Source organism: Nocardioides sp. SRI_004 (genome assembly GCF_057586415.1).
On record NZ_JBYCZV010000003.1, the window covers coordinates 105370 to 125013 of the forward strand.

16 protein-coding genes are annotated in these 19644 nt (G+C 73.2%); 13 read left to right on the forward strand and 3 right to left on the reverse strand.

What is annotated here, in order from left to right:
* Nucleotides 1-76: 76 nt before the first annotated feature.
* From AC2YHB_RS04545 to AC2YHB_RS04555, 3 genes are read right to left on the reverse strand one after another with little or no spacing between them, the layout of a single operon-like run.
* Complete coding sequence (locus tag AC2YHB_RS04545) at nucleotides 77-2452, reverse strand: transglutaminase TgpA family protein (protein ID WP_487353556.1); 2376 nt, start codon at nucleotides 2450-2452, stop codon at nucleotides 77-79.
* Nucleotides 2449-3678, reverse strand: a complete 1230-nt coding sequence (locus AC2YHB_RS04550) for a DUF58 domain-containing protein (RefSeq protein ID WP_257026937.1) — start codon at nucleotides 3676-3678, stop codon at nucleotides 2449-2451. Before AC2YHB_RS04550 ends, AC2YHB_RS04545 begins: the two co-directional genes overlap by 4 nt.
* 13 nt (nucleotides 3679-3691) lie before the next feature.
* Entirely contained in the window at nucleotides 3692-4735 is a 1044-nt protein-coding gene (locus AC2YHB_RS04555) for an AAA family ATPase (RefSeq protein ID WP_179652520.1), read from the reverse strand.
* 352 nt (nucleotides 4736-5087) lie between these two features.
* Between AC2YHB_RS04555 and mraZ the strand changes: the two genes are divergently transcribed.
* The 13 genes from mraZ to AC2YHB_RS04620 all read left to right on the forward strand — a co-directional run bounded on the left by mraZ (nucleotide 5088) and on the right by AC2YHB_RS04620 (nucleotide 19378).
* On the forward strand, nucleotides 5088-5510 hold the full coding sequence (gene mraZ, locus AC2YHB_RS04560; RefSeq protein WP_036542364.1) for a division/cell wall cluster transcriptional repressor MraZ: 423 nt from the start codon (nucleotides 5088-5090) through the stop codon (nucleotides 5508-5510).
* Between the two features lie 319 nt (nucleotides 5511-5829).
* Nucleotides 5830-6003, forward strand: coding sequence for a hypothetical protein (locus tag AC2YHB_RS04565; RefSeq protein WP_179650839.1), 174 nt, complete (start codon nucleotides 5830-5832; stop codon nucleotides 6001-6003).
* 7 nt (nucleotides 6004-6010) lie between these two features.
* Nucleotides 6011-7015, forward strand: coding sequence for a 16S rRNA (cytosine(1402)-N(4))-methyltransferase RsmH (gene rsmH / locus AC2YHB_RS04570; protein ID WP_179650840.1), 1005 nt, complete (start codon nucleotides 6011-6013; stop codon nucleotides 7013-7015).
* Nucleotides 7012-7587 (forward strand): cell division protein FtsL, encoded by a 576-nt coding sequence (gene ftsL / locus AC2YHB_RS04575; RefSeq protein ID WP_179650842.1) that lies wholly within the window; start codon nucleotides 7012-7014, stop codon nucleotides 7585-7587. Before rsmH ends, ftsL begins: the two co-directional genes overlap by 4 nt.
* A 64-nt stretch (nucleotides 7588-7651) precedes the next feature.
* The gene (locus tag AC2YHB_RS04580; RefSeq protein WP_242530618.1) at nucleotides 7652-9463 is read left to right on the forward strand and encodes a peptidoglycan D,D-transpeptidase FtsI family protein; all 1812 of its coding nucleotides are present in this window, start codon (nucleotides 7652-7654) and stop codon (nucleotides 9461-9463) included.
* Nucleotides 9460-10950, forward strand: coding sequence for a UDP-N-acetylmuramoyl-L-alanyl-D-glutamate--2,6-diaminopimelate ligase (locus AC2YHB_RS04585; RefSeq protein ID WP_487353557.1), 1491 nt, complete (start codon nucleotides 9460-9462; stop codon nucleotides 10948-10950). Before AC2YHB_RS04580 ends, AC2YHB_RS04585 begins: the two co-directional genes overlap by 4 nt.
* The gene (locus tag AC2YHB_RS04590; protein ID WP_179650846.1) at nucleotides 10947-12311 is read left to right on the forward strand and encodes a UDP-N-acetylmuramoyl-tripeptide--D-alanyl-D-alanine ligase; all 1365 of its coding nucleotides are present in this window, start codon (nucleotides 10947-10949) and stop codon (nucleotides 12309-12311) included. Before AC2YHB_RS04585 ends, AC2YHB_RS04590 begins: the two co-directional genes overlap by 4 nt.
* Nucleotides 12308-13378, forward strand: coding sequence for a phospho-N-acetylmuramoyl-pentapeptide-transferase (mraY, locus tag AC2YHB_RS04595; RefSeq protein WP_036542376.1), 1071 nt, complete (start codon nucleotides 12308-12310; stop codon nucleotides 13376-13378). The genes AC2YHB_RS04590 and mraY overlap by 4 nt, the downstream gene beginning before the upstream one ends.
* Entirely contained in the window at nucleotides 13360-14853 is a 1494-nt protein-coding gene (murD, locus tag AC2YHB_RS04600; protein ID WP_308645650.1) for a UDP-N-acetylmuramoyl-L-alanine--D-glutamate ligase, read from the forward strand. Before mraY ends, murD begins: the two co-directional genes overlap by 19 nt.
* Nucleotides 14854-14937: 84 nt before the next feature.
* A complete protein-coding gene (gene ftsW / locus AC2YHB_RS04605; protein WP_179652521.1) occupies nucleotides 14938-16152 on the forward strand; it encodes a putative lipid II flippase FtsW in 1215 nt (404 codons plus the stop codon).
* 10 nt (nucleotides 16153-16162) lie between these two features.
* Complete coding sequence (gene murG, locus AC2YHB_RS04610) at nucleotides 16163-17248, forward strand: undecaprenyldiphospho-muramoylpentapeptide beta-N-acetylglucosaminyltransferase (protein ID WP_036542383.1); 1086 nt, start codon at nucleotides 16163-16165, stop codon at nucleotides 17246-17248.
* A complete protein-coding gene (murC, locus tag AC2YHB_RS04615; protein WP_179650847.1) occupies nucleotides 17245-18627 on the forward strand; it encodes a UDP-N-acetylmuramate--L-alanine ligase in 1383 nt (460 codons plus the stop codon). Before murG ends, murC begins: the two co-directional genes overlap by 4 nt.
* The gene (locus AC2YHB_RS04620) at nucleotides 18620-19378 is read left to right on the forward strand and encodes a cell division protein FtsQ/DivIB (protein ID WP_179650849.1); all 759 of its coding nucleotides are present in this window, start codon (nucleotides 18620-18622) and stop codon (nucleotides 19376-19378) included. The genes murC and AC2YHB_RS04620 overlap by 8 nt, the downstream gene beginning before the upstream one ends.
* Nucleotides 19379-19644 lie beyond the last annotated feature (266 nt).

A 19644-nucleotide genomic window follows, 5' to 3' on the forward strand; every position in this document is an offset into this window, starting at 1 on the left:
TCCGCGGGTTTCGAGACGCGTCCCTCAGTCCCTCGCTGTGCTCGGGTCTGAGCCGACGCTCCTCAACCTTCGGCCTTCACCTGCGCGTTCGCAGGCTCACGCGCAGAGGCCTCCACACCGAGCGCGGGAGCCACTGGGCGCGCCGGCGGGCGCGCGGGGTGACGCCGGCCGTGAGGGACGCGACGACCAGCGCGGCGTCGGCCTCGGTCGCGGACCGCTCGGCCACGGCCACCGCGGCGGGGGAGCCGGGCCGGGCGTAGCGGGTCCGTTCGACGGCGTCGACCAGTCGCTCGAGGGCGTCGGCCGCCTGCGGCGCGACGTCCGGTCCGGTGCGTGGGCGCTCGAGGGGCTCCGCGTCGGGATCGGCGAGGTGGTCGACCAGGACGGTGCCGATCTCCCGCGGCGATCGGCCGTCGGGCCACGGCAGGTCGAGGTCGAGGGACGTCGCGCGCAGCTCGGCCCAGAGCTCGTCGGGGCCGCCGCCGAGCCGGGACCGCCGTGCGGTCTTCCGGACCGAGCGCGGCCCGAGGACCAGCCCGGCCACCAGGAGCACCAGCACGAGCAGGCCGCCGCCGACGGCGAGGTTGCGGCCGGTGTGGCTCGCGCCGCCGGCGGAGTCGTCGGCGGTGGCGCCGGGGGGCTCGGTGGGCTTCGAGGCGGCGGTGTTCGGCGCGACCGTCGCGGTGCCGCCGCTGGACGCGGACTGGCTGGTGGCGGCGTCGGTGTTCTCGGGGCCGGAGCCCGGCGCGGAGACGTCGCTGTAGTCGGGCACCGACTCGACGCGGCCCGACGGCGTCGGCTCGAAGCGGACCCAGCCGGCGCCGGCGAAGTAGAGCTCGGGCCAAGCGTGCAGGTCGTGGCTGCTGTACTCGAAGACGCCGTCGCCGATCGGGTCGGGCTCGAGGAAGCCGACCGCGACCCGCGCCGGGATGCCGAGGATCCGCGCCATCACCGCCATGGCCGACGCGAACTGCTCGCAGTAGCCGACCCGTCCGCTGGGCGCGAGGAAGTCCTCCAGCGTGCCATTGCCCGTGCCGTTCGGCGCGGCGCGCAGGTCGTAGGTGAAGCCACCGGTCTCGCGGAAGAAGCGCTGCAGGATGACGGCGCGCTCGTAGTCGTTGGTCGCGGGGGCGGTCACGCTGCGCGCGAGGTCGCGCACCAGCGTGGGGACCCCGGAAGGGAGCTCGAGGAGCTCGTCGGGAACGGACCCGCCGGCAGGGTCGCGGAAGTAGCGTCCGTCCGTGCCGTAGTCGGGCTCGAGGGCCGTCATCGTGTAGTCCATGCCGCGGGTGTCGAGGTCGTCGTCGGCGGCCAGGAAGTCCATCGTGGTGGGATCGAAGCGCCAGTCGCCCTCGGCCTGGACCGCGGCGGCCGGGAACTGGGTCGGCAGCCAGGTCGAGTCGAGGTGGTCGTTGATCTGCACGCGGTAGTCGTACTGCGTCCGTGGCACCGACGAGGCCAGCCCGGCCGGCTCGGGCAGGGCACCGCTCGCGGTGTTCTCCTGGGCGACGTCGCGGTCGCCGCTGCTCCACTCCACGCCGGTGAAGCGGTTGAGCACCGAGATGCGGAGGTACGACGGGTCGGGGTCGTCGGTGTGGACCTGCACCATCGGCACGTCCTCACCGCGCTCGAGGTCGCGGCGCATGTCGGCGATCGGCTTGCGGATCCGGATGTCGCCGCTCCCGTCGCCTCCACCGAGGTCGAAGAAGTCGGTCCCGAGGACGGGGACGAAGGCCGGGATGACGAGGGCGAGCACGGTGGCGGTCACGCCGATCAGGCCGGCACCGGCGCGGGCGGCCTCCCGAACCGGGTTGCCGTGCCCCCACGGCGAGGCGTCGTCCGGGCCGAGGGAGCGCCCCCAGCGCTGGAGCGACTCGCGGGCGTCGAGGTGCAGCAGGAGGAGGAACCCGGTGGCGGCGAGCACGAAGCTGCCCCATCCGGGGCCCTGGTCGAGCAGGCCGCTGGGCACCGAGTAGATCGCCAGCAGGGCCAGGCCCGCGCCGGGCACGCGCCGGAACGTGCACGCGACGGCGTCGACGATGACGACGAAGGCCACGCCGCAGACGAGCAGCAGTGGCCACAGCGGGGGCACGCGGGGACTGATCGGCGCGCTGTAGGTGCGCGCCGAGTCGACGGCGGTCGACAGGGCGTTCCCGACCTCGGCGAGCGTGCCGCCGGACGGGACCGGTGATCCGGTGATCTGCCATGCCACGACGAGCGCGGCGGCGAGGACCTGGACGCCGATCGTCACCAGGCGCGGAGCCGCTCGCCACCGCAGCACGGCGCCGAGGAGGACGACGACGGCCCCGGCCGCCGCGACCCGGCCGAGATAGGAGCCCGGCTCGGTCACGAAGCCCTGCCACGCGGTCAGCGCGACCCACGTGGTCAGCAGGGCGACGGTGCCGAGCAGGAGCGTGGAGGGGAGGGAGGACGGGTTCCGCGGAGCGTTCACGGCCGCATCCCTCCCCGCGACGGGGCACGTCCGAGGTCCCGCCACGCGGCGTCGAGCCGGTCGCGCGGGCCGACCCCCGCCGCGCGCCAGCCGATCGCGAGCAGGGGTGCCGCTGCCGCTGCCGGACCGTTGCTCGTCCGCGCGGCCGACCACTGCTCCACGTCCAGCGCGACGGCGAGCGCGGCACCCGCGTCGTGGCGGATCCGGCGCAGGGCCTTGGTGTCGCCGGCGACGTGGGCGCCCAGGACCGCGACGACGACACCGCCACGGGCCTGGTCGCCCGACCAGCCGGTGTCGAGGGTGGGCGCCGCGGTCAGGTCCAGGACCGCGAGCGCCCGCAGCGCCTGCTCCGACCCGTCGGCGGCCGCCCCGGTCGCGGTGGCCAGCTGGACGGCGTACCCGTGCTTCTCGAGGTGGACGACGACCGACGCCGCCGCGACGACGGCCGACTCGAAGCTCGAGGCGGGTCCCTGGCCGCGGTGCGCGTACTGGCGGTTGTCGATCAGCACCGTGGCGTGGGCCTCCCAGGGCTGCTCCTCGCGGCGGACCATCAGGTCGCCGATGCGGGCCGAGCTGCGCCAGTGGACGCGCCGCAGGTCGTCGCCGCGGCGGTACTCGCGCACGCTCACGTCCTCCGCCGATCCCGACGCGAAGGCCTGCGGCCGGTGCTCACCGGCGCCCTGCCAGCCGCCGGACAGCGGGATCGCCGGGAGCGGCAGGACGCGGGGCGTCACGACGAGCTCGGCGGTACCGCCGATCTGGCGGCGCCGCTCGACGAGGCCGAAGGGATCGGTGATCCGCACCGTCAGGGGGCCGACCTCGAAGCGGCCGCGGATGTCGGAGCGGACCGGGTAGTGGACGGTGCGCTCCCACTGCTGGCCGAGGCCCTGGAGGACGAACCGGGGGCGGCTGCCGAGGGCGTAGGGGAGGGTGTCCTCGACGAGGAGAGGTCCGTCCGCGCGGCGCCGGTCGCTGGAGATCGCCAGGTCGATGCGCGCCGACTCGCCGGCACGGAGCAGGCGCGGCCACACCGTGCGGGACACCGTCGGGTCGTGGCGACGACGGCTGACCACCAGCGCGGCGACCAGCGGCAGGGCCACCACCAGGACGCCGACCCGGGTCAGCGACTCCTGCCCGAACACGACGGCACACGCGATCGCCGTGACGCCGGCGGCGACGAAGGCCCGGCCGCGGAGGGTCAGCGACGAGAGCGCGGAACGCAGCATGGGGGAGGGGTGGTCAGGCGGACGGTTCGGGCACGGGGACCTGGGCCGCGATGCCCTCGAGGATCGACGCCGCACCGCGGCCGCCGACGGCGGCCTCCGCGCTGGGCAGCAGGCGGTGGGCCAGGACCATCCCGAGCAGGGCGCGTACGTCGTCCGGCAGCACGAAGTCGCGACGGTGGAGCGCCGCGCGGGCCTTGGCCGCGCGCACCAGGTGGAGCGTCGCGCGGGGCGAGGCGCCCAGCAGCAGCTCGGGGTTGTTGCGCGTCGCGGCCGTGAGCGAGACGGCGTAGCGCTGCACGGCGTCGGACACGTGGACCTGCGAGACGATGGTGCACAGCTTGCGGACCTCGGCGCTGTTGGTGACCGGCTCGAGGTCGTCCAGCGGGTTGACGGTGCCGTGGTTGGACAGCATCGCGATCTCGGCCGCCGGCACCGGGTAGCCGATCGACACCCGGGCCATGAAGCGGTCGCGCTGCGCCTCGGGCAGGGGATAGGTGCCCTCCATCTCGACGGGGTTCTGGGTCGCGATCACCATGAAGGGCGACTCGAGCTGGTAGGTCACGTTGTCGACGGTGACCTGGCGCTCGCCCATGCACTCGAGGAGCGCCGACTGGGTCTTCGGCGAGGCGCGGTTGATCTCGTCGCCGATCACGACGTTCGCGAAGACACCGCCGGGGCGGAACTCGAACGCGCGGGTCGACTGGTTGAAGACCGAGACCCCGGTGATGTCGGACGGCAGCAGGTCCGGGGTGAACTGCACCCGGCGCACCGTCGAGTCGATGCTGCGGGCCAGCGCCTTCGCCAGCATCGTCTTGCCGACGCCGGGGACGTCCTCGATCAGCAGGTGCCCCTCGGCGAGCAGGACGACGATCGCGGCGCCCACCACCTCGCTCTTGCCCTCGATGACCTTCTCGACGTTCGCGCGGATCTGCGCGGCGACCCTGGCCACGGTGTCGACGTCGGCGACGGCCGGCGGGGTGGCCGGCGGGGTGGCCGGCGGGGTGGCCGGCGAGGTCGCCGGGGCGACGGGCGCGGGCTGGCCCTGCGGCGGGCTCATCGGTGGGCTGGTCGGCGTCTCCACGGCAACTCCTCGTCGTGCTCTCCCTCGGTGGACCAACCCTACGGCTCGGGTGGCTGCTGCGCGCCGGACCCAGCGGATCCACCCACGCGCTCCCTCTGACGTCCCCGGACGCTCCCCGGTTCTCCACTTCTCCCCACTTTTCCCTCCACTTCGCTCCACCCCGCTCCTCCACCCCACTCCACGGCGCTGACCTGCGGGTTTTCGGCGCGCAGGGGAGCAACACGCCCCGGAAAGGGGAGCGTCGGTGGTTGACGGTGGGGGAAAGTGGAGTACTGTGGGGGAAAGTGGAGGAACGGCGGAGTCCGGTGGGACGGCTGGGGGTGGCCCGATGCTCTTCATGGGCACCTACACCCCGAAGCTCGACGACAAGGGCCGTCTCTTCCTCCCGGCGAAGTTCAGGGATCGACTGGCGGAGGGCCTCGTGGTCACACAGGGACAGGACAAGTGCCTGGTCGTGTGGCCGACCGATGTCTTCGCCGAGGAGGCCGAGCGGCAGGCCGCGCGGCCGATGACCAACCGCGCCGCCCGGCGCTACGCACGGGTGCTGTTCGCCGGCGGCGACGAGAGCACGCCCGACAAGCAGGGCCGGATCGGCATCCCGGCCCACCTCCGGGAGTACGCGGGCCTCGAGCGCGACGTGGTCGTGATCGGTGTCCGGGACCGGCTGGAGATCTGGAACCCGACCGCATGGCGCGAGTTCCAGCTCGAGGCGCTGGAGGAGTTCGCCGACCTCGACGAGGACGACGACTGAGCCCGAGCACCACCCACCAGCAGCGCCACCCACCAGCAGCGCCAGCACCACCACTGACAACACAACAGCGGATCCGCAGGACGAGGTCTCAGCCCGCTCCCGCTCCCGACACCCCGAAGTCGGACCACCTGGGGCACCTTCCCCGGCACCAGGCGGTCACCACGACCACGGGGCCACCCGGCCTTCTGGGGCACCTTCCCCGGCACCAGACGGCACCCGAACACCACCGGGCACGGGAGCGGGCAGGGACCTGGCTCTGCGGATCCGCTCGATTTCCAGCAGCTCCAGAAGTGCCACACAGGGTCGAAGGGTCGAAGCCATGAGCGTGATGCGGACGCACGCACCGGAGGTCTCCGGTCAGCGGTCCCAGCCACGCGTGCGCGAGCAGGCACGCGAGGTGCTGCTCCTCATGTCCTTCTCCGCGGCCGTCTCCGTCGGCTGTGCGCTGCTGCTGGTCCTCGCCCACCTGCTCTCCGGGCCCACGGGGCGCTGAGGCCACCATGGGCAGCCCGCGCCACGTCCCCGTCCTGCTGGACCGGGTCGTCTCCCTCCTCGCGCCCGCGCTCGAGCGCGACGGCCTCGCCGACGGCGAGCGGACGGTGCTCGTCGACTGCACCCTCGGCCTCGGCGGCCACACCGAGGCCGTGCTCGAGCGGTGCCCGCACGCCCGGGTCATCGGCATCGACCGCGACCCGCAGGCGCTGGCCATGAGCCGCGAGCGGCTGGTGTCGTACGGCGACCGCTTCACCGGCGTGCTCGCGGTGTACGACGAGATCGCCGACGTCATCGAGGACCAGGGCCTCGACCACGTCGACGGTGTGCTCTTCGACCTCGGCGTCTCGTCGATGCAGCTCGACCTGCCGGAGCGCGGCTTCGCCTACGCGGTGGACGCCCCGCTCGACATGCGGATGGGCAGCACCGGCCCCACCGCGGCCGACGTCCTCAACACCTACAGCGCGGCCGAGCTGGCCCGGGTCCTCAAGGAGTACGGCGAGGAGAAGATGGCGCGCCGGATCGCCGACGCCGTCGTCCGGGAGCGGGCGGTCGAGCCGTTCACGACCTCCGGGCGCCTCGTCGCCCTCCTGTACGACGTCATCCCCGCCCCCGCCCGTCGCACCGGCGGCCATCCGGCCAAGCGCACCTTCCAGGCCCTGCGCATGGAGGTCAACGACGAGCTCGGCGTGCTGCGCCGCGCGATGCCGCCCGCGGTCGACGCGATCGGGGTCGGGGGCCGCGTGGTCGTCGAGTCCTACCACTCGCTCGAGGACCGTCTGGTGAAGCGCGTCTTCGCCGACGCGACCCGGCTCGACGTCCCCGACGACCTGCCCTTCGTGCCCGAGGGCGCCGAGCCGTCGTACCGGCTCGTGACGCGGGGGTCCGAGCAGGCCAACGCGGAGGAGATCGAGGAGAACCCCCGCGCCGCGTCCGTCCGCCTCCGCGCGATCGAGCGCATCCGTCCGTCCAGCAAGTCCAGCACCACTCGTGGCAAGGGAGCCCGCCGATGAGCAGCACCGCACCGCAGATCCGCCGCCTGCAGTCCGTTGCGCCGCGGATCGCGCAGGCCGCCCTGGAGCGGGCCCGGCTCACGGTCGTGCCGCGCACGCGACGCACGCGCGCCCCGCGGGTGCCCTTCGTCGCCTTCGTCAGCGTGATCCTGCTGGCGGGCGTGGTCGGGCTGCTGCTGTTCAACACCTCCATGCAGCAGGCCTCCTTCAAGGCGACTGCCCTGGAGAACCAGGCCACGGACCTCGGCGCGCAGCAGGAGGCGCTCGAGATGGACATCCAGGCGCTGCGCGAGCCGCAGCGCCTGGCCCGGCTGGCCCAGGACATGGGCATGGTGATCCCGTCGACGCCGGCCGGCGTCCTCGACCTGTCGACGGGCCGGATCACGGGCAAGCCGGTGCCGGCCTCCGGCGGCGACGCCATCCCGCTGCACATGCCGGGCCCGAAGAAGCCGGCGGAGTTGCAGCGGCCGGCCGACGTCGAGGTCAACCCGGCGAAGGTCGACGCGGCGAGGACGGACGCCGGCACCAAGCCGAAGAACACGACCGACGGCGCGCCCACCGGAGATCGGTGAGCGTTCGGCCTAGGGTCGGACCGACCGAGGGCGACGGGCCCTGCCACCGATCAGGACGAGAGCGTTGAGCCGACCCAGCACCCTCCGCACCCGCCGCGGGACCGGTCCCCGGCGAGGCTCCCCGAAGCTGCGCATGCAGGTCGGGTTCCTGCTCATCGCCATCGTGCTCTCGGTCTTCGCCGGGCGCCTGGTCCAGCTCCAGGGCCTCGACCCGGACTCCTACGCGCAGATGGCTGCCGCGGAGGGGTCGGACCACGTGGTGCTGCCGGCGTCGCGCGGCGAGATCCTCGACCGCAACGGCGAGCCCCTGGCCGAGACGGTCGACGGGCGGATGATCATCGCCGACCCGGCGGTCACCGCGAAGGTGGCGCCCCAGCTGGCGACCGTCCTGGCCAAGCGGCTCGGCATCGACTACTTCCAGACCCTGGAGCGCCTGCGCGTCGAGGACAGCCGGTTCCAGTACGTCGCCCGGCAGGTCCCGGCGAGCAAGGCCGAGAAGGTCGTCGCCGACATCCGCAAGGAGTTCGAGGACGAGGACGGCCGCCCGTTCGCCGGCCTCACCACCGAGCGCGACCCGCTGCGGATCTACCCCAACGACGACGTCGCGGCCAACCTGCTCGGCTTCCTCGGCACGCCGAAGGACGACGGCTCGGCGCAGGCGCTCGCCGGCCTCGAGGCATCGTTCAACAAGTACCTCTCGGGCAAGGACGGCGAGGCCACCTACGAGGTGGGCGCCGGCAACCAGATCCCGCTCGGCGACAACACCGTCACGCCCGCGGTCGACGGCCGCAACCTGCACCTGACGATCGACCGCGACCTGCAGTTCTACGCCCAGCGGGTCCTGCAGCAGACGGTCACCCGCGCGGCCGGCAAGTCCGGGATCGCCGTGATCATGGACAGCCGCACCGGTGACCTGCTGGCGCTGGCCGACTACCCGACGTACGACGCCTCGGACCCCTACCGCTACGACGACTCCCTCTACAAGTCGTCCGCGCTGACCGACGTCTACGAGCCCGGCTCCGTCGAGAAGGTGCTCACCGTCAGCTCGCTGGTCGACGCGGGGCTGGCCTTCAAGGAGCAGAAGTTCCGGGTGCCGGGCCAGCTCCACCGCCAAGACCGGCCGATCGGCGACTACTGGGAGCACGGCATGCTCCGGCTCACGCTCGCCGGCATCATCGCCAAGTCCTCCAACGTCGGCACCGTGCTCGCGGCCGACCAGTTCCACAACGGCCAGCTGCGCCGCTACCTCACCGCCTACGGCCTCGGCCAGCGCACCGACGTCGGCCTCGGCGGCGAGACGAAGGGCCTCCTGCCGCAGGGCGCCGCGTGGACCTCGCAGGTCGGCGACCGCATCGCCTTCGGGCAGTCGCTGTCGGTCAACGCCGTCCAGATGGCCGCGGCCGTCAACACGATCGCCAACGGCGGCGTGCGGATCGCCCCGTCGCTGGTGCAGGGCGAGGCGACGACCGACAAGGGCCAGAAGGTCGGCAGCGACGTCGCGTCGACCACGCGGGTGATCAGCGCCGACGCCGCCCACGAGACGATGCTCATGATGGAGCGGGTGCTCGACCCGGAGGAGGGCGTCGCGCCGGGCGCGGCCGTCCCCGGCTACCGCGTCGCCGGCAAGACCGGCACGGCCCAGCGGGTCGGCGAGAACGGCGGCTACGACGGCAGCACCACGGTCTCCTTCGCGGGATTCGCCCCGGCCGACGACCCGCGGTTCACGATCTACGTCGTCGTGCACAGCCCGCGACCGGGCAGTGGTGGTGGCAGCACCGCCGGTCCGGCATTCTCGAAGCTGATGAGCTACACATTGCGCCGCTACGGCGTCCCGCCGACGGGCGGCAAGCCGAACCAGACCCCGGTCGAGTGGTGAGCCAGCCGACCCGGCCCGCACACCCGAACCTGACGTCGCTCGACGACGTCGCCCGGGCGCTGGGCCTTGCCCCGGACTTCCCCGGCACCCAGGTGCAGGGAGTCACCCTCGACTCACGTCGCGTCCAGACCGGCGACCTGTACGCCGCCCTGCCCGGCTCCCGCGCCCACGGCGCGGGGTTCACCGGGCAGGCCGCCGCGGCGGGTGCGGCTGCCGTGCTGACCGACCCCACCGGACTCGCCGACGCCTCCGGCCACGGTCTGCCCGTGCTGGTCGTGGACGATCCCCGCGCGGTGCTCGGCGACGTCGCCGCTCTGGTCTACGGCCACCCCGCCGCTGCGCTGCGCACGATCGGCGTCACCGGCACCCAGGGCAAGACCACCGTCACCCGGCTCCTCGACGGTGGCCTGCTCGCGAGCGGGGTGCGCAGCGCCGTCGTGGGCACCGTCGGGACGCGGATCGCCGGCGAGGAGGTGAAGACCGCGCTGACCACGCCCGAGGCCCCGGACCTGCACGGGCTCTTCGCCCGGATGCGGGAGCTCGACGTGACCGCCTGCGCCATGGAGGTCTCGAGCCACGCGCTCGTCATGGGTCGCGTCGACGGCGTGCGCTTCGACGTCGCCGTGTTCACCAACCTCGGCCGCGACCACCTCGACTTCCACGCCGACGTCGAGGACTACTTCGCCGCCAAGGCGTCGCTCTTCACGCCCGAGCACGCCGCCCTCGGCCTGGTCTGCGTCGACGACGAGCACGGCCGGCGCCTCGTCGACGAGGCCACGATCCCGGTCCGGACCTACGGCCTGGCCGGTCCGGCCGACTGGACCGTGGCCGACGTCGAGCTCGGCGCCGACGGGTCGCGGTTCACCGTGCACGGGCCGGACGGTGTGCGGGTCGCGGGCGTCGTACCCCTGCCGGGGGACTTCAACGTCGCGAACGCCCTGGCCGCGATCGCGGCGGCGGCCGAGGCAGGCTTCGACCCGCAGGCGGTCGCGGACGGCATCGCGGCCTCGGGCGGCGTGCCCGGGCGCCTGGAGCGGGTGCCCACCGGGCGCGACCTGACCGTCGTCGTCGACTACGCCCACAAGCCCGACGCCGTCGAGGCGGTGCTGCGCACGCTGCGGCCGGTCACGAGGGGCCGGCTGGTCATCGTGATCGGCGCCGGGGGAGACCGCGACACCGGCAAGCGGCCGGTGATGGGCGAGATCGCCGCCCGGCTGGCCGACCTGGTGATCGTCACCGACGACAACCCGCGTTCCGAGGACCCCGCCGCGATCCGGGCCGAGGTGCTGGCCGGCACCAGCGGCGGACAGGCCGAGGTCGTCGAGGTCGGCGACCGTCGTACCGCCATCGAGCGGGCCATCGACGGCGCCGGCCCGGGCGACGTCGTCGTCGTGGCCGGCAAGGGGCACGAGACCGGCCAGGAGGTCGCCGGCGTGGTCCACCCGTTCGACGACCGCGAGGTCGTGCGCGAGGTGCTCGCCCGATGATCCCGCTGCGCCTCTCCGAGATCGCCGGCGTCGTCGGCGGTGAGCTGCACGGCGAGGACCTGCTCGTCGCCGGTCCCGCCTACGTCGACAGCCGCACCCCCGTCCCCGACGGGCTCTTCGTCGCGCTGGTCGGCGAGCGCTCCGACGGCCACGAGTACGCCGCCACCGCGCACGCGGTCCTCGGCAGCCGCCCCACCGGCCGCCCCACCGTCGTGGTCGAGGACCCGGTCGTGGCACTCGGCCTCCTGGCCCGCCACGTGGTCGACCGCCTCGACGTCACGGTCCACGCGATGACCGGCTCGCAGGGCAAGACCGGCACGAAGGACTACCTGGCGGCGGTGCTGCGCACCCTCGCGGGGGAGGACGCCGTCGTCTCGACCACCGGCAACAACAACAACGAGCTGGGCGTCCCGCTCACCGTGCTGCGCGCCGACACCTCGACCCGGCACCTGGTGGTCGAGATGGGCGCCCGCGGGATCGGCCACATCGCCTACCTGTGCGGCATCGCGCCTCCCTCGATCGCGGCCGTCCTCAACGTCGGCACCGCCCACGTGGGGGAGTTCGGCGGCCGCGAGCAGATCGCGCAGGCGAAGGGCGAGATCGTGGAGGCGCTCGGTGCGGACGGCACGGCCGTCCTCAACGCGGACGACCCGCTGGTCGCCGCGATGGCGCCGCGCACGCAGGCGCAGGTGCTCACCTTCGGCGAGACCGGTCGGCTGCGCTGGCGCGAGGCCAGCCTGGACGGGCTCGGCCGGCCGTCCTTCACCCTCGACCTCGACGGCGAGCTGTGCACCGTCCAGCTCCTCCAGACCGGGCTGCACCAGATCAAGAACGCCGCCGCCGCGGCGGCGATGGCGATCGCCGCCGGCTTCACGCTGCCCTCCGTGGCCCAGGCGCTCGGCCAGGCGCAGGCCGCGTCGCGCTGGCGGATGGAGGTCACCGAGCGCTCCGACGGCATGGTCGTCGTCAACGACGCCTACAACGCCAATCCCGACTCCATGACGGCCGCCCTGGAGGCGGTCCACGCGATCGCGGCCGCGACCCCCGGCCGTCGTACCGTCGCGGTGCTGGGGGAGATGAAGGAGCTCGGTGCCGAGCACGACGCGGGCCACCGCGCGGTCGGCACGGTCGCGGCCGGGCTCGGGATCGACGTGGTCGTCGTGGTCGGCGACGCCGCCCGCGGCATCGCCGAGACCGCGGCCGACGGGGTGGGTGAGGTGATCGTCACGGCGGGCCGTGAGGAAGCTGCGGCCTGGGTGCGGCAGAATGCCGGACCGGAGGACGTCGTCCTCGTCAAGGCGTCCCGCGGCGCCGCCTTGGAATGGGTAGCAGAGCAGGTCCTGGAGGAGACGACGCCATGAGAGCCATCCTGCTCGGGGGCGGCATCGCGTTGCTGATCTCCCTGCTCGGCACCCGCGTGGTGATCAACCTCTTCACCCAGTGGGGCTACGGCCAGGAGATCCGCGACGACGGCCCGACCAGCCACCACACCAAGCGGGGCACGCCCACGATGGGCGGCGTCGTCATCATCCTGGCCGCCGTCATCGGCTACTTCGCGGCGAAGCTGATCACGCTGACCTCGCCGAGCGCGTCCGCGCTCCTGCTGCTCTTCCTGTTCGTCGGCATGGGCCTGGTCGGCTTCCTCGACGACTTCATCAAGATCTCCAAGCAGCGCAGCCTCGGCCTGCGCAGCAAGGCCAAGATGGCGGGCCAGACCGTCATCGCGCTGGTCTTCGGCTGGCTGGCCCTCTCGCCGATGCTGGAGGACGAGAACGGCCGCACGCCCGCGAGCGAGAAGGTCTCCTTCCTGCGCGAGCTCGACTGGTTCGTGCTGCCGACGATCCTCGCGATCCTGCTGATCTGGCTCTTCGTCGCCGGGTTCAGCAACGCGGTCAACCTCACCGACGGGCTCGACGGCCTCGCGGCCGGCGCCTCGGTGATGGTGTTCGGCGCGTACACGCTCGTGAACATCTGGCAGAACAACCAGTTCTGCCAGGACGACCCGAGCGCCACCTGCTACAACGTCCGGGACCCGCTCGACCTGGCGATCATCGCGGCGGCGATCACCGGCGCCTGCTTCGGCTTCCTGTGGTGGAACGCGTCGCCGGCCAAGATCTTCATGGGCGACACCGGTTCGCTCGCGCTGGGCAGCGCGCTCGCCGGCTTCGCGATCCTCACCCGCACCGAGCTGCTGCTCGTGGTCCTCGGTGGCCTGTTCGTCCTCGAGACGGTGTCGGTGATGATGCAGGTCGGCTTCTTCAAGCTGACCAAGGGCAAGCGGATCTTCCGGATGGCGCCGATCCACCACCACTTCGAGATGCTCGGCTGGGAGCAGGTCACCGTCGTGATCCGGTTCTGGATCATCACCGGCCTGTTCGTCGCCACCGGCCTCGGCATCTTCTACGCCGAGTGGGTGTCGCGACTGTGAGCCGGCCCGACCCGACCACCCTGGGCCGCAAGGACTCGTGGGCCGGCGTCCGCGCGGTCGTCGCCGGCTTCGGCACGAGCGGCGCGGCCGCCGTCGACAACCTGCTCCACCTCGGCGCCGACGTGCACGCCGTCGCCGAGTCGGTCAGCCCGAAGATCCTCGAGCGGGTCGAGCTGCTCGAGGTCCTCGGCGCCCGGATTGACGTCCACGAGGGCGCCACCTCGATCCTGCCCGACGACGTCGACGTGCTGGTGGTCTCGCCCGGCTTCCGTCCGGACGCGCCGATCATCACCGCCGCCCGCGACCGCGGCGTCCCCGTCTGGGGCGAGGTCGAGCTGGCCTGGCGGCTGCGCGACCCCGACCACCCGGCACCCTGGCTGTGCATCACCGGCACCAACGGCAAGACCACCACCGTCCAGATGCTCGACAGCATCCTGCGCGCGGCCGGGCTGCGCAGCGTCGCCGCCGGCAATGTCGGCCTGCCGCTGACCGAGGCCGTGATGGACCCCGAGCCCTACGACGTGATCGCCGTCGAGCTCTCCAGCTTCCAGCTGCACTACACCGACACGATGGCCGCCGAGAGCGCCGTGGTCCTCAACGTCGCCGAGGACCACCTGGACTGGTACGACGGCCCGTCGGCCATGGACGACTACGCCCGTGACAAGGGGCGGATCTACCAGGGCGTCGAGCGGGCGTGCGTCTACAACGTCGCCGACCCCGCGACCGAGCAGCTGGTCCGGGACGCCGACGTGGTCGAGGGCGCCCGCGCGATCGGGTTCACCCTCGGCGTGCCCGCCCCCGGCATGGTGGGCGTCGTCGACGACATCCTGGTCGACCGTGCCTTCATCGAGGAGCGGTCCACGAGCGCGGCCGAGCTCTGCACCCTCGAGGACCTCGCCTCCCGCGCGCCGCACTTCGTCACCAACGCCCTCGCCGCGGCCGCGCTCGCGCGGGCCCACGGCGTCAGCCAGGCCGCCGTCCGCGACGGGCTGCGCGCCTTCCAGCCCGACGGCCACCGGATCGCCGTCGTCGCCGAGCACTCCGGCATCACCTGGGTCGACGACTCCAAGGCGACCAACCCCCACGCCGCCGCCTCGTCGCTGGCCGCGTTCGCGCCGGTCGTCTGGGTGGCCGGGGGACTGGCCAAGGGCGCGAGCTTCGACGACTTGGTCCGGTCGGTCGGCGACCGCCTGCGCGCCGTCGTACTCATCGGCCGCGACCGCGACGTGATCCGGCAGGCCCTTTCGCGACACGCTCCCGATGTGCCGGTGATCGACGTGGACAGCCCCGAGACTGGGGACGTAGTCGGTGACGACCGGATGAGGCGCGTCGTCGCGGCAGCGGCCGAGGTCGCCCGAACGGGTGACACCGTGCTGCTGGCCCCGGGATGCGCGTCGATGGACCAGTTCTCCGACTACGCCGCCCGCGGCGACGCGTTCGCCGAGGCGGTCCGGGACTACATCGGCGAGAGCTAGCAGGCTCCAGGGGCAGGAGGGGGACGGGCCATCACCACGGCGAACCCGGAGAACCTCCGCTCCCAGCTCCGCCAGCGGCTCTCGCTGCGTCCCTCCCTCCGCGCGTCCGTACGACGCCCCGGCTGGACGGCCGCGCTCAAGGACGCCCTCGACCGTCCGCTCACGACCTACTACCTGCTCCTGGGCGCGACCGCGCTGCTGCTCACCATCGGCCTGATCATGGTGCTGAGCGCGTCGAGCGTGTACTCCTACCGCGAGACCGGCGACTCGTACACCGTGGTGCGCCGCCAGGTGATGTGGGTGCTCATCGGCGTCCCGTGCGCCTTCCTCGCCTCGCGGGTCTCGGTGCGCTGGGTGCGCGGCCTGACCTACCCCGCCTTCTCCATCTCCCTGCTGCTGCTCGCGCTCACGGCGAAGGTCGGCGTCGAGGTCAACGGCAACAAGAACTGGCTCGACCTCGGCCCGGTCCAGATCCAGCCGTCCGAGATCGCCAAGCTCTCCCTCATCATCTGGGCCAGCCACATCTACGCCAACAAGGAGCGCCGCCTCGGCAACCTGCACCAGATGCTGGTGCCGGTGGTGCCGGGCATGGTGCTGGCGACGTCGATGGTCGTCATCGGCCGCGACCTCGGCACGGCGCTGGTCTTCTTCGCGCTGCTGGTCGCGATGCTCTGGGTCGTCGGCGCGCCGGGCAAGCTCTTCGCCCTCGCGTTCTCGGGCGTCAGCGTGCTGGCCCTCGGCCTGGCGGCGACCGACGGCGAGCGCCTCGCCCGCATCTACAACTTCGCCGACCCGTTCAAGGACTACCACGGCACCGGCTGGCAGCCGGCCCACGGCCTCTACGCCATGGCGAGCGGCGGCGTGTTCGGCGAGGGCATCGGCGCCAGCCAGCAGAAGTGGGGCCAGCTGCCCGAGGCCCACACCGACTTCATCTTCGCCGTGCTCGGCGAGGAGCTGGGCCTGGTCGGCACGCTGCTCGTGATCTCGCTCTTCCTCGTCCTCGCCTACGCCGGCATCCGCGTCGCGCGCGAGACCAAGGAGCCGTTCGTCCGCTACTGCACGTTCGGCATCGTGGTCTGGCTGCTGTGCCAGATGATCATCAACGTCGGCATGGTGCTCGCCCTGCTCCCCGTGATCGGCATCCCGCTGCCCCTCGTCTCCTACGGTGGGTCCAGCCTGCTGCCGACGCTGGCCGCGCTCGGCCTCGTGATCGGCTTCGCCCGCCGCGAGCCGGCCGCCGCGCGGGCGCTGGCCCAGCGCCGGCGGGCCCGTTCGGCCGGGCTCTCCGCCCGCAGGTAGGTTCTGCCGCGTGAGGATTCTTCTGGCCGGTGGGGGAACGGCGGGGCACACCTCGCCACTGCTCGCGACGGCGGACGCGCTGCGTCGCCTCGACCCGGAGGCGGAGATCACCTGTCTCGGGACCCCGCGCGGGCTGGAGAACAAGGTCGTCCCCGAGGCCGGCTACCCGCTGCGCCTCGTGCCCCCGGTGCCCTTGCCGCGCAAGCCCGGCAAGGACCTCGCCCTGGTGCCGAAGCGGCTGCGCGCCGCGGTGAAGGCCGCGCTCGACGTCATCGACGACGTCCGCCCCGACGTCGTGGTCGGCTACGGCGGCTACGTCTCCATGCCGGCGTACGTCGCCGCCCGGCGCCGCAAGCTGCCCCTGGTCGTGCACGAGCAGAACGCCCTGCCCGGCATCGCCAACAAGTTCGGCGCTCGCGTCGCCACCCGGGTCGCGGTCAGCTTCCCGGACACCCCGCTCAGGAAGGCCGAGTACGTCGGCCTGCCGATCCGGCGCATGATCGCGACCCTCGACCGGCCGGCCCTGCGGGCCGAGGCCCGCGCCTTCTTCGGCCTCGACCCCGAGCTGCCGACCCTCGTCGTCACCGGAGGCTCGCAGGGCGCGCGGCGGCTCAACCAGGCGATCAGCGGCGCCGCGGCAGCCCTCGGCTCGGGCGGGGTGCAGGTGCTGCACGTGATCGGTCCCAACGGCGCGAGCGACCCGAGCTGGTCCGAGCCCGCGCCGACCGGTGTGCCCTACGTGGTGCTGCCGTTCGTCGAGCGGATGGACCTCGCCCTCGCCGCCGCCGACCTGATGGTCTGCCGCGCCGGTGCGTCCAGCGTGGTCGAGGCCTCCGCCAGCGGCGTCCCCGCGATCTTCGTCCCGCTCCCGATCGGCAACGGCGAGCAGGCGCTCAACGCGAAGCCGGTCGTCGAGGCCGGGGGAGCCCTGCTGGTCGAGGACGCCGCGTTCAGTGCCGACTACGTCGCCGACACCGTGCCGGCGCTGGCCACCGACCGCGACCGGCTCGCCGCGATGGGTGCCGCGGCCGCGAACCTCGTGCCCCGCGACGCCGACGACAAGCTGGCCCGGATCATCCAGGACGTCGCCCGGTGAAGATCCCGGTCCCCGACGAGATCCTGCCCGCCGACCGGCTCGGCCGCGTCCACCTCGTCGGCATCGGCGGCGCCGGCCTGTCCGCGATCGCCCGGCTGATGCACCAGGCGGGCGTCGTTGTCAGCGGCAGCGACGCCAACGACTCCGCCGTCGTGCAAGCCCTGCGCGCCGAGGGCATCACCGTCCACGTCGGCCACGACGCGGCCCACCTCGAGGGCGTCGACACGGTCGTGGCCACCACCGCCGCCCGCGAGGACAACCCCGAGATCGTGGAGGCCACGGCGCGCGGCCTGCGCCTGTGGCCGCGCTCCGCGGGCCTGCAGTCGGTGCTGATCGGCAAGCGGGTTGTCGCCATCGCCGGGACCCACGGAAAGACCACCACGACCGCGATGCTCACCGTCGCGCTGCAGGAGGCGGGCCTCGACCCGACCTTCGCGATCGGCGCCGAGGTCGAGAGCCTCGGCACCAACGCCCGGCTGGGCGGGGGCGAGGTCGCGGTCGTCGAGGCCGACGAGTCCGACGGCGCCTTCCTCGTCTACACCCCCGAGGTCGCCGCGATCACCAACGTCGACGCCGACCACCTCGACCACTGGGGCACCGAGGAGGCCTACGAGGCTGCCTTCGCCGAGTTCGCCCGCCGTGCGCGGGTCACCGTGGCCGAGCGGGCCGACCTGGCCGACGTCACGGCGTCCTTCGCCGAGGGCGCCCAGGTCCGCGGCCACGACCTCGTCGTCGAGGGCGGGCGCACGCGCTTCCGCGTCGAGGCGCGCGGCGAGGACCTCGGCGAGGTCGAGCTCGCCGTCCCCGGCCGCCACTACGCCGTCGACGCCCTGCTCGCCCTCGCGGTCGGCCTCGAGCTCGGCGCCGAGCCCGCCGCGCTGATCCGCGGGCTCGCCCGCCACCGTGGCGCCAAGCGCCGGATGGAGCTGGTCGGATCGGCCGGCGAGGCCGACCGTGCCATCCGCGTCTACGACTCCTACGCCCACCACCCCAGCGAGATCCGCGGCGACCTCGAGGCGGCCCGCTCGATGGTCACCGGCGACCAGCGCCTCCTCGTCTGCTTCCAGCCGCACCTCGTCTCGCGCACCAGGATCTTCGGGGCCGCGATGGGCCGCGAGCTCGCCGCCGCCGACGAGGTCGTCGTGATGGACGTGTACGTCGCCCGCGAGGACCCCGACCCGGAGGTCACCGGAGCGCTGGTGGCCGCCGCCGTGCCGCTGCCCGCGGAGCGGGTCCGCTTCGTGGCGGACCGTGCCGACGTCGTACCCACGCTGGTGGGGCTGGCCCGGCCCGGCGACCTCGTGCTGACCCTCGGGGCGGGCGATGTCACGACGATCGCGCCCCAGGTCCTGGCAGCCCTCGGAGCGGCGGGTGGCTAGCCTCCGGCGCCGTCCCGCTCCGACCGGCCACGAGAAGGCCCAGGACCGGGCGCGCAAGGCGTTCGCGCGCCGGCAGCGGGCGCGGCGCTGGCTCACGCTGCGCAAGGTGCTCGCCGGTGCCCTGGCCGTGCTGCTGGTCGGGCTCGGCGTCTACGCCCTCTGGTTCTCCTCCTGGCTGCGCACCGAGGGTGTCGACCTGGTGGGCAACGACCTGCTGACCGACAAGCAGGTGCTGGCCGCGGCCGAGGTCCCGACCGGCGGGCCGCTCGTCAACGTCGACCTCGAGGCGATCGAGAAGCGCGTGAAGTCGCTCGCGGCCGTGAAGAAGGTCGACGTGTCACGCAAGTGGCCGCACGACATCCGCATCGAGATCACCGAGCGCTCGCCGATCGCGGTCCTCGACCTCGGCGACCGGGTCGTCGCGATCGACGCTGACGGCACCTCCTTCCCCACGCCCGCACGGGCGCGCGAGGGCCTGCCCCGCATCCGGGTCGGCAGCGGCGCGGACAGGAACGCCCTGCGCGAGGGCGCCGCCGTCGTCTCCTCCCTCGACGGCGACGTCGCCTCGATGGTGAGCTATGTCGAGGTCCGCACGGTCGACGAGATCCTCCTGCACCTGCGCGACGACCGGCTCGTGAAGTGGGGGAGCGCGGACCAGTCCGACGACAAGGCCGCCGTGCTGCTGCAGCTGCTCAAGCGCAAGGCGGGCACGTACGACGTCTCGGTGCCTGGGGCGCCGACGACGAAGTGAGGTCCGGCGCTGCATGAATCCCCGGTCGACCGGGGATTCCTGCACTTGTCGGGGGTTGCAACGGCCGACAAGCGCATGAACCGGCCGACAAGTCCGGCCGTTGGCTGCATCTGCGGCGTGTCTCCGCGATGGCGGAGCCCGGCGTCCCTACTGTCTTCATCACGACGAGGTTGACATAACTATAACCCTCAGGCTGAGGGTAAGGGTTGTCGACACGCCGGCTGGCCACGGGGAAGCGGTCCGGCCGCCGACGTCGGTGAACGGAC

What these genes read in the sequence shown, in the direction of transcription:
- rsmH (WP_179650840.1), top strand. Translation starts at nt 6,011, where the DNA reads ATGGGCAGCCCGCGCCACGTCCCCGTCCTGCTGGACCGGGTCGTCTCC.
- mraZ (WP_036542364.1), top strand. Translation starts at nt 5,088, where the DNA reads ATGCTCTTCATGGGCACCTACACCCCGAAGCTCGACGACAAGGGCCGT.
- AC2YHB_RS04565 (WP_179650839.1), top strand. Translation starts at nt 5,830, where the DNA reads ATGAGCGTGATGCGGACGCACGCACCGGAGGTCTCCGGTCAGCGGTCC.
- ftsL (WP_179650842.1), top strand. Translation starts at nt 7,012, where the DNA reads ATGAGCAGCACCGCACCGCAGATCCGCCGCCTGCAGTCCGTTGCGCCG.
- AC2YHB_RS04555 (WP_179652520.1), bottom strand. Translation starts at nt 4,735, where the DNA reads ATGAGCCCGCCGCAGGGCCAGCCCGCGCCCGTCGCCCCGGCGACCTCG.
- mraY (WP_036542376.1), top strand. Translation starts at nt 12,308, where the DNA reads ATGAGAGCCATCCTGCTCGGGGGCGGCATCGCGTTGCTGATCTCCCTG.
- AC2YHB_RS04590 (WP_179650846.1), top strand. Translation starts at nt 10,947, where the DNA reads ATGATCCCGCTGCGCCTCTCCGAGATCGCCGGCGTCGTCGGCGGTGAG.
- AC2YHB_RS04550 (WP_257026937.1), bottom strand. Translation starts at nt 3,678, where the DNA reads ATGCTGCGTTCCGCGCTCTCGTCGCTGACCCTCCGCGGCCGGGCCTTC.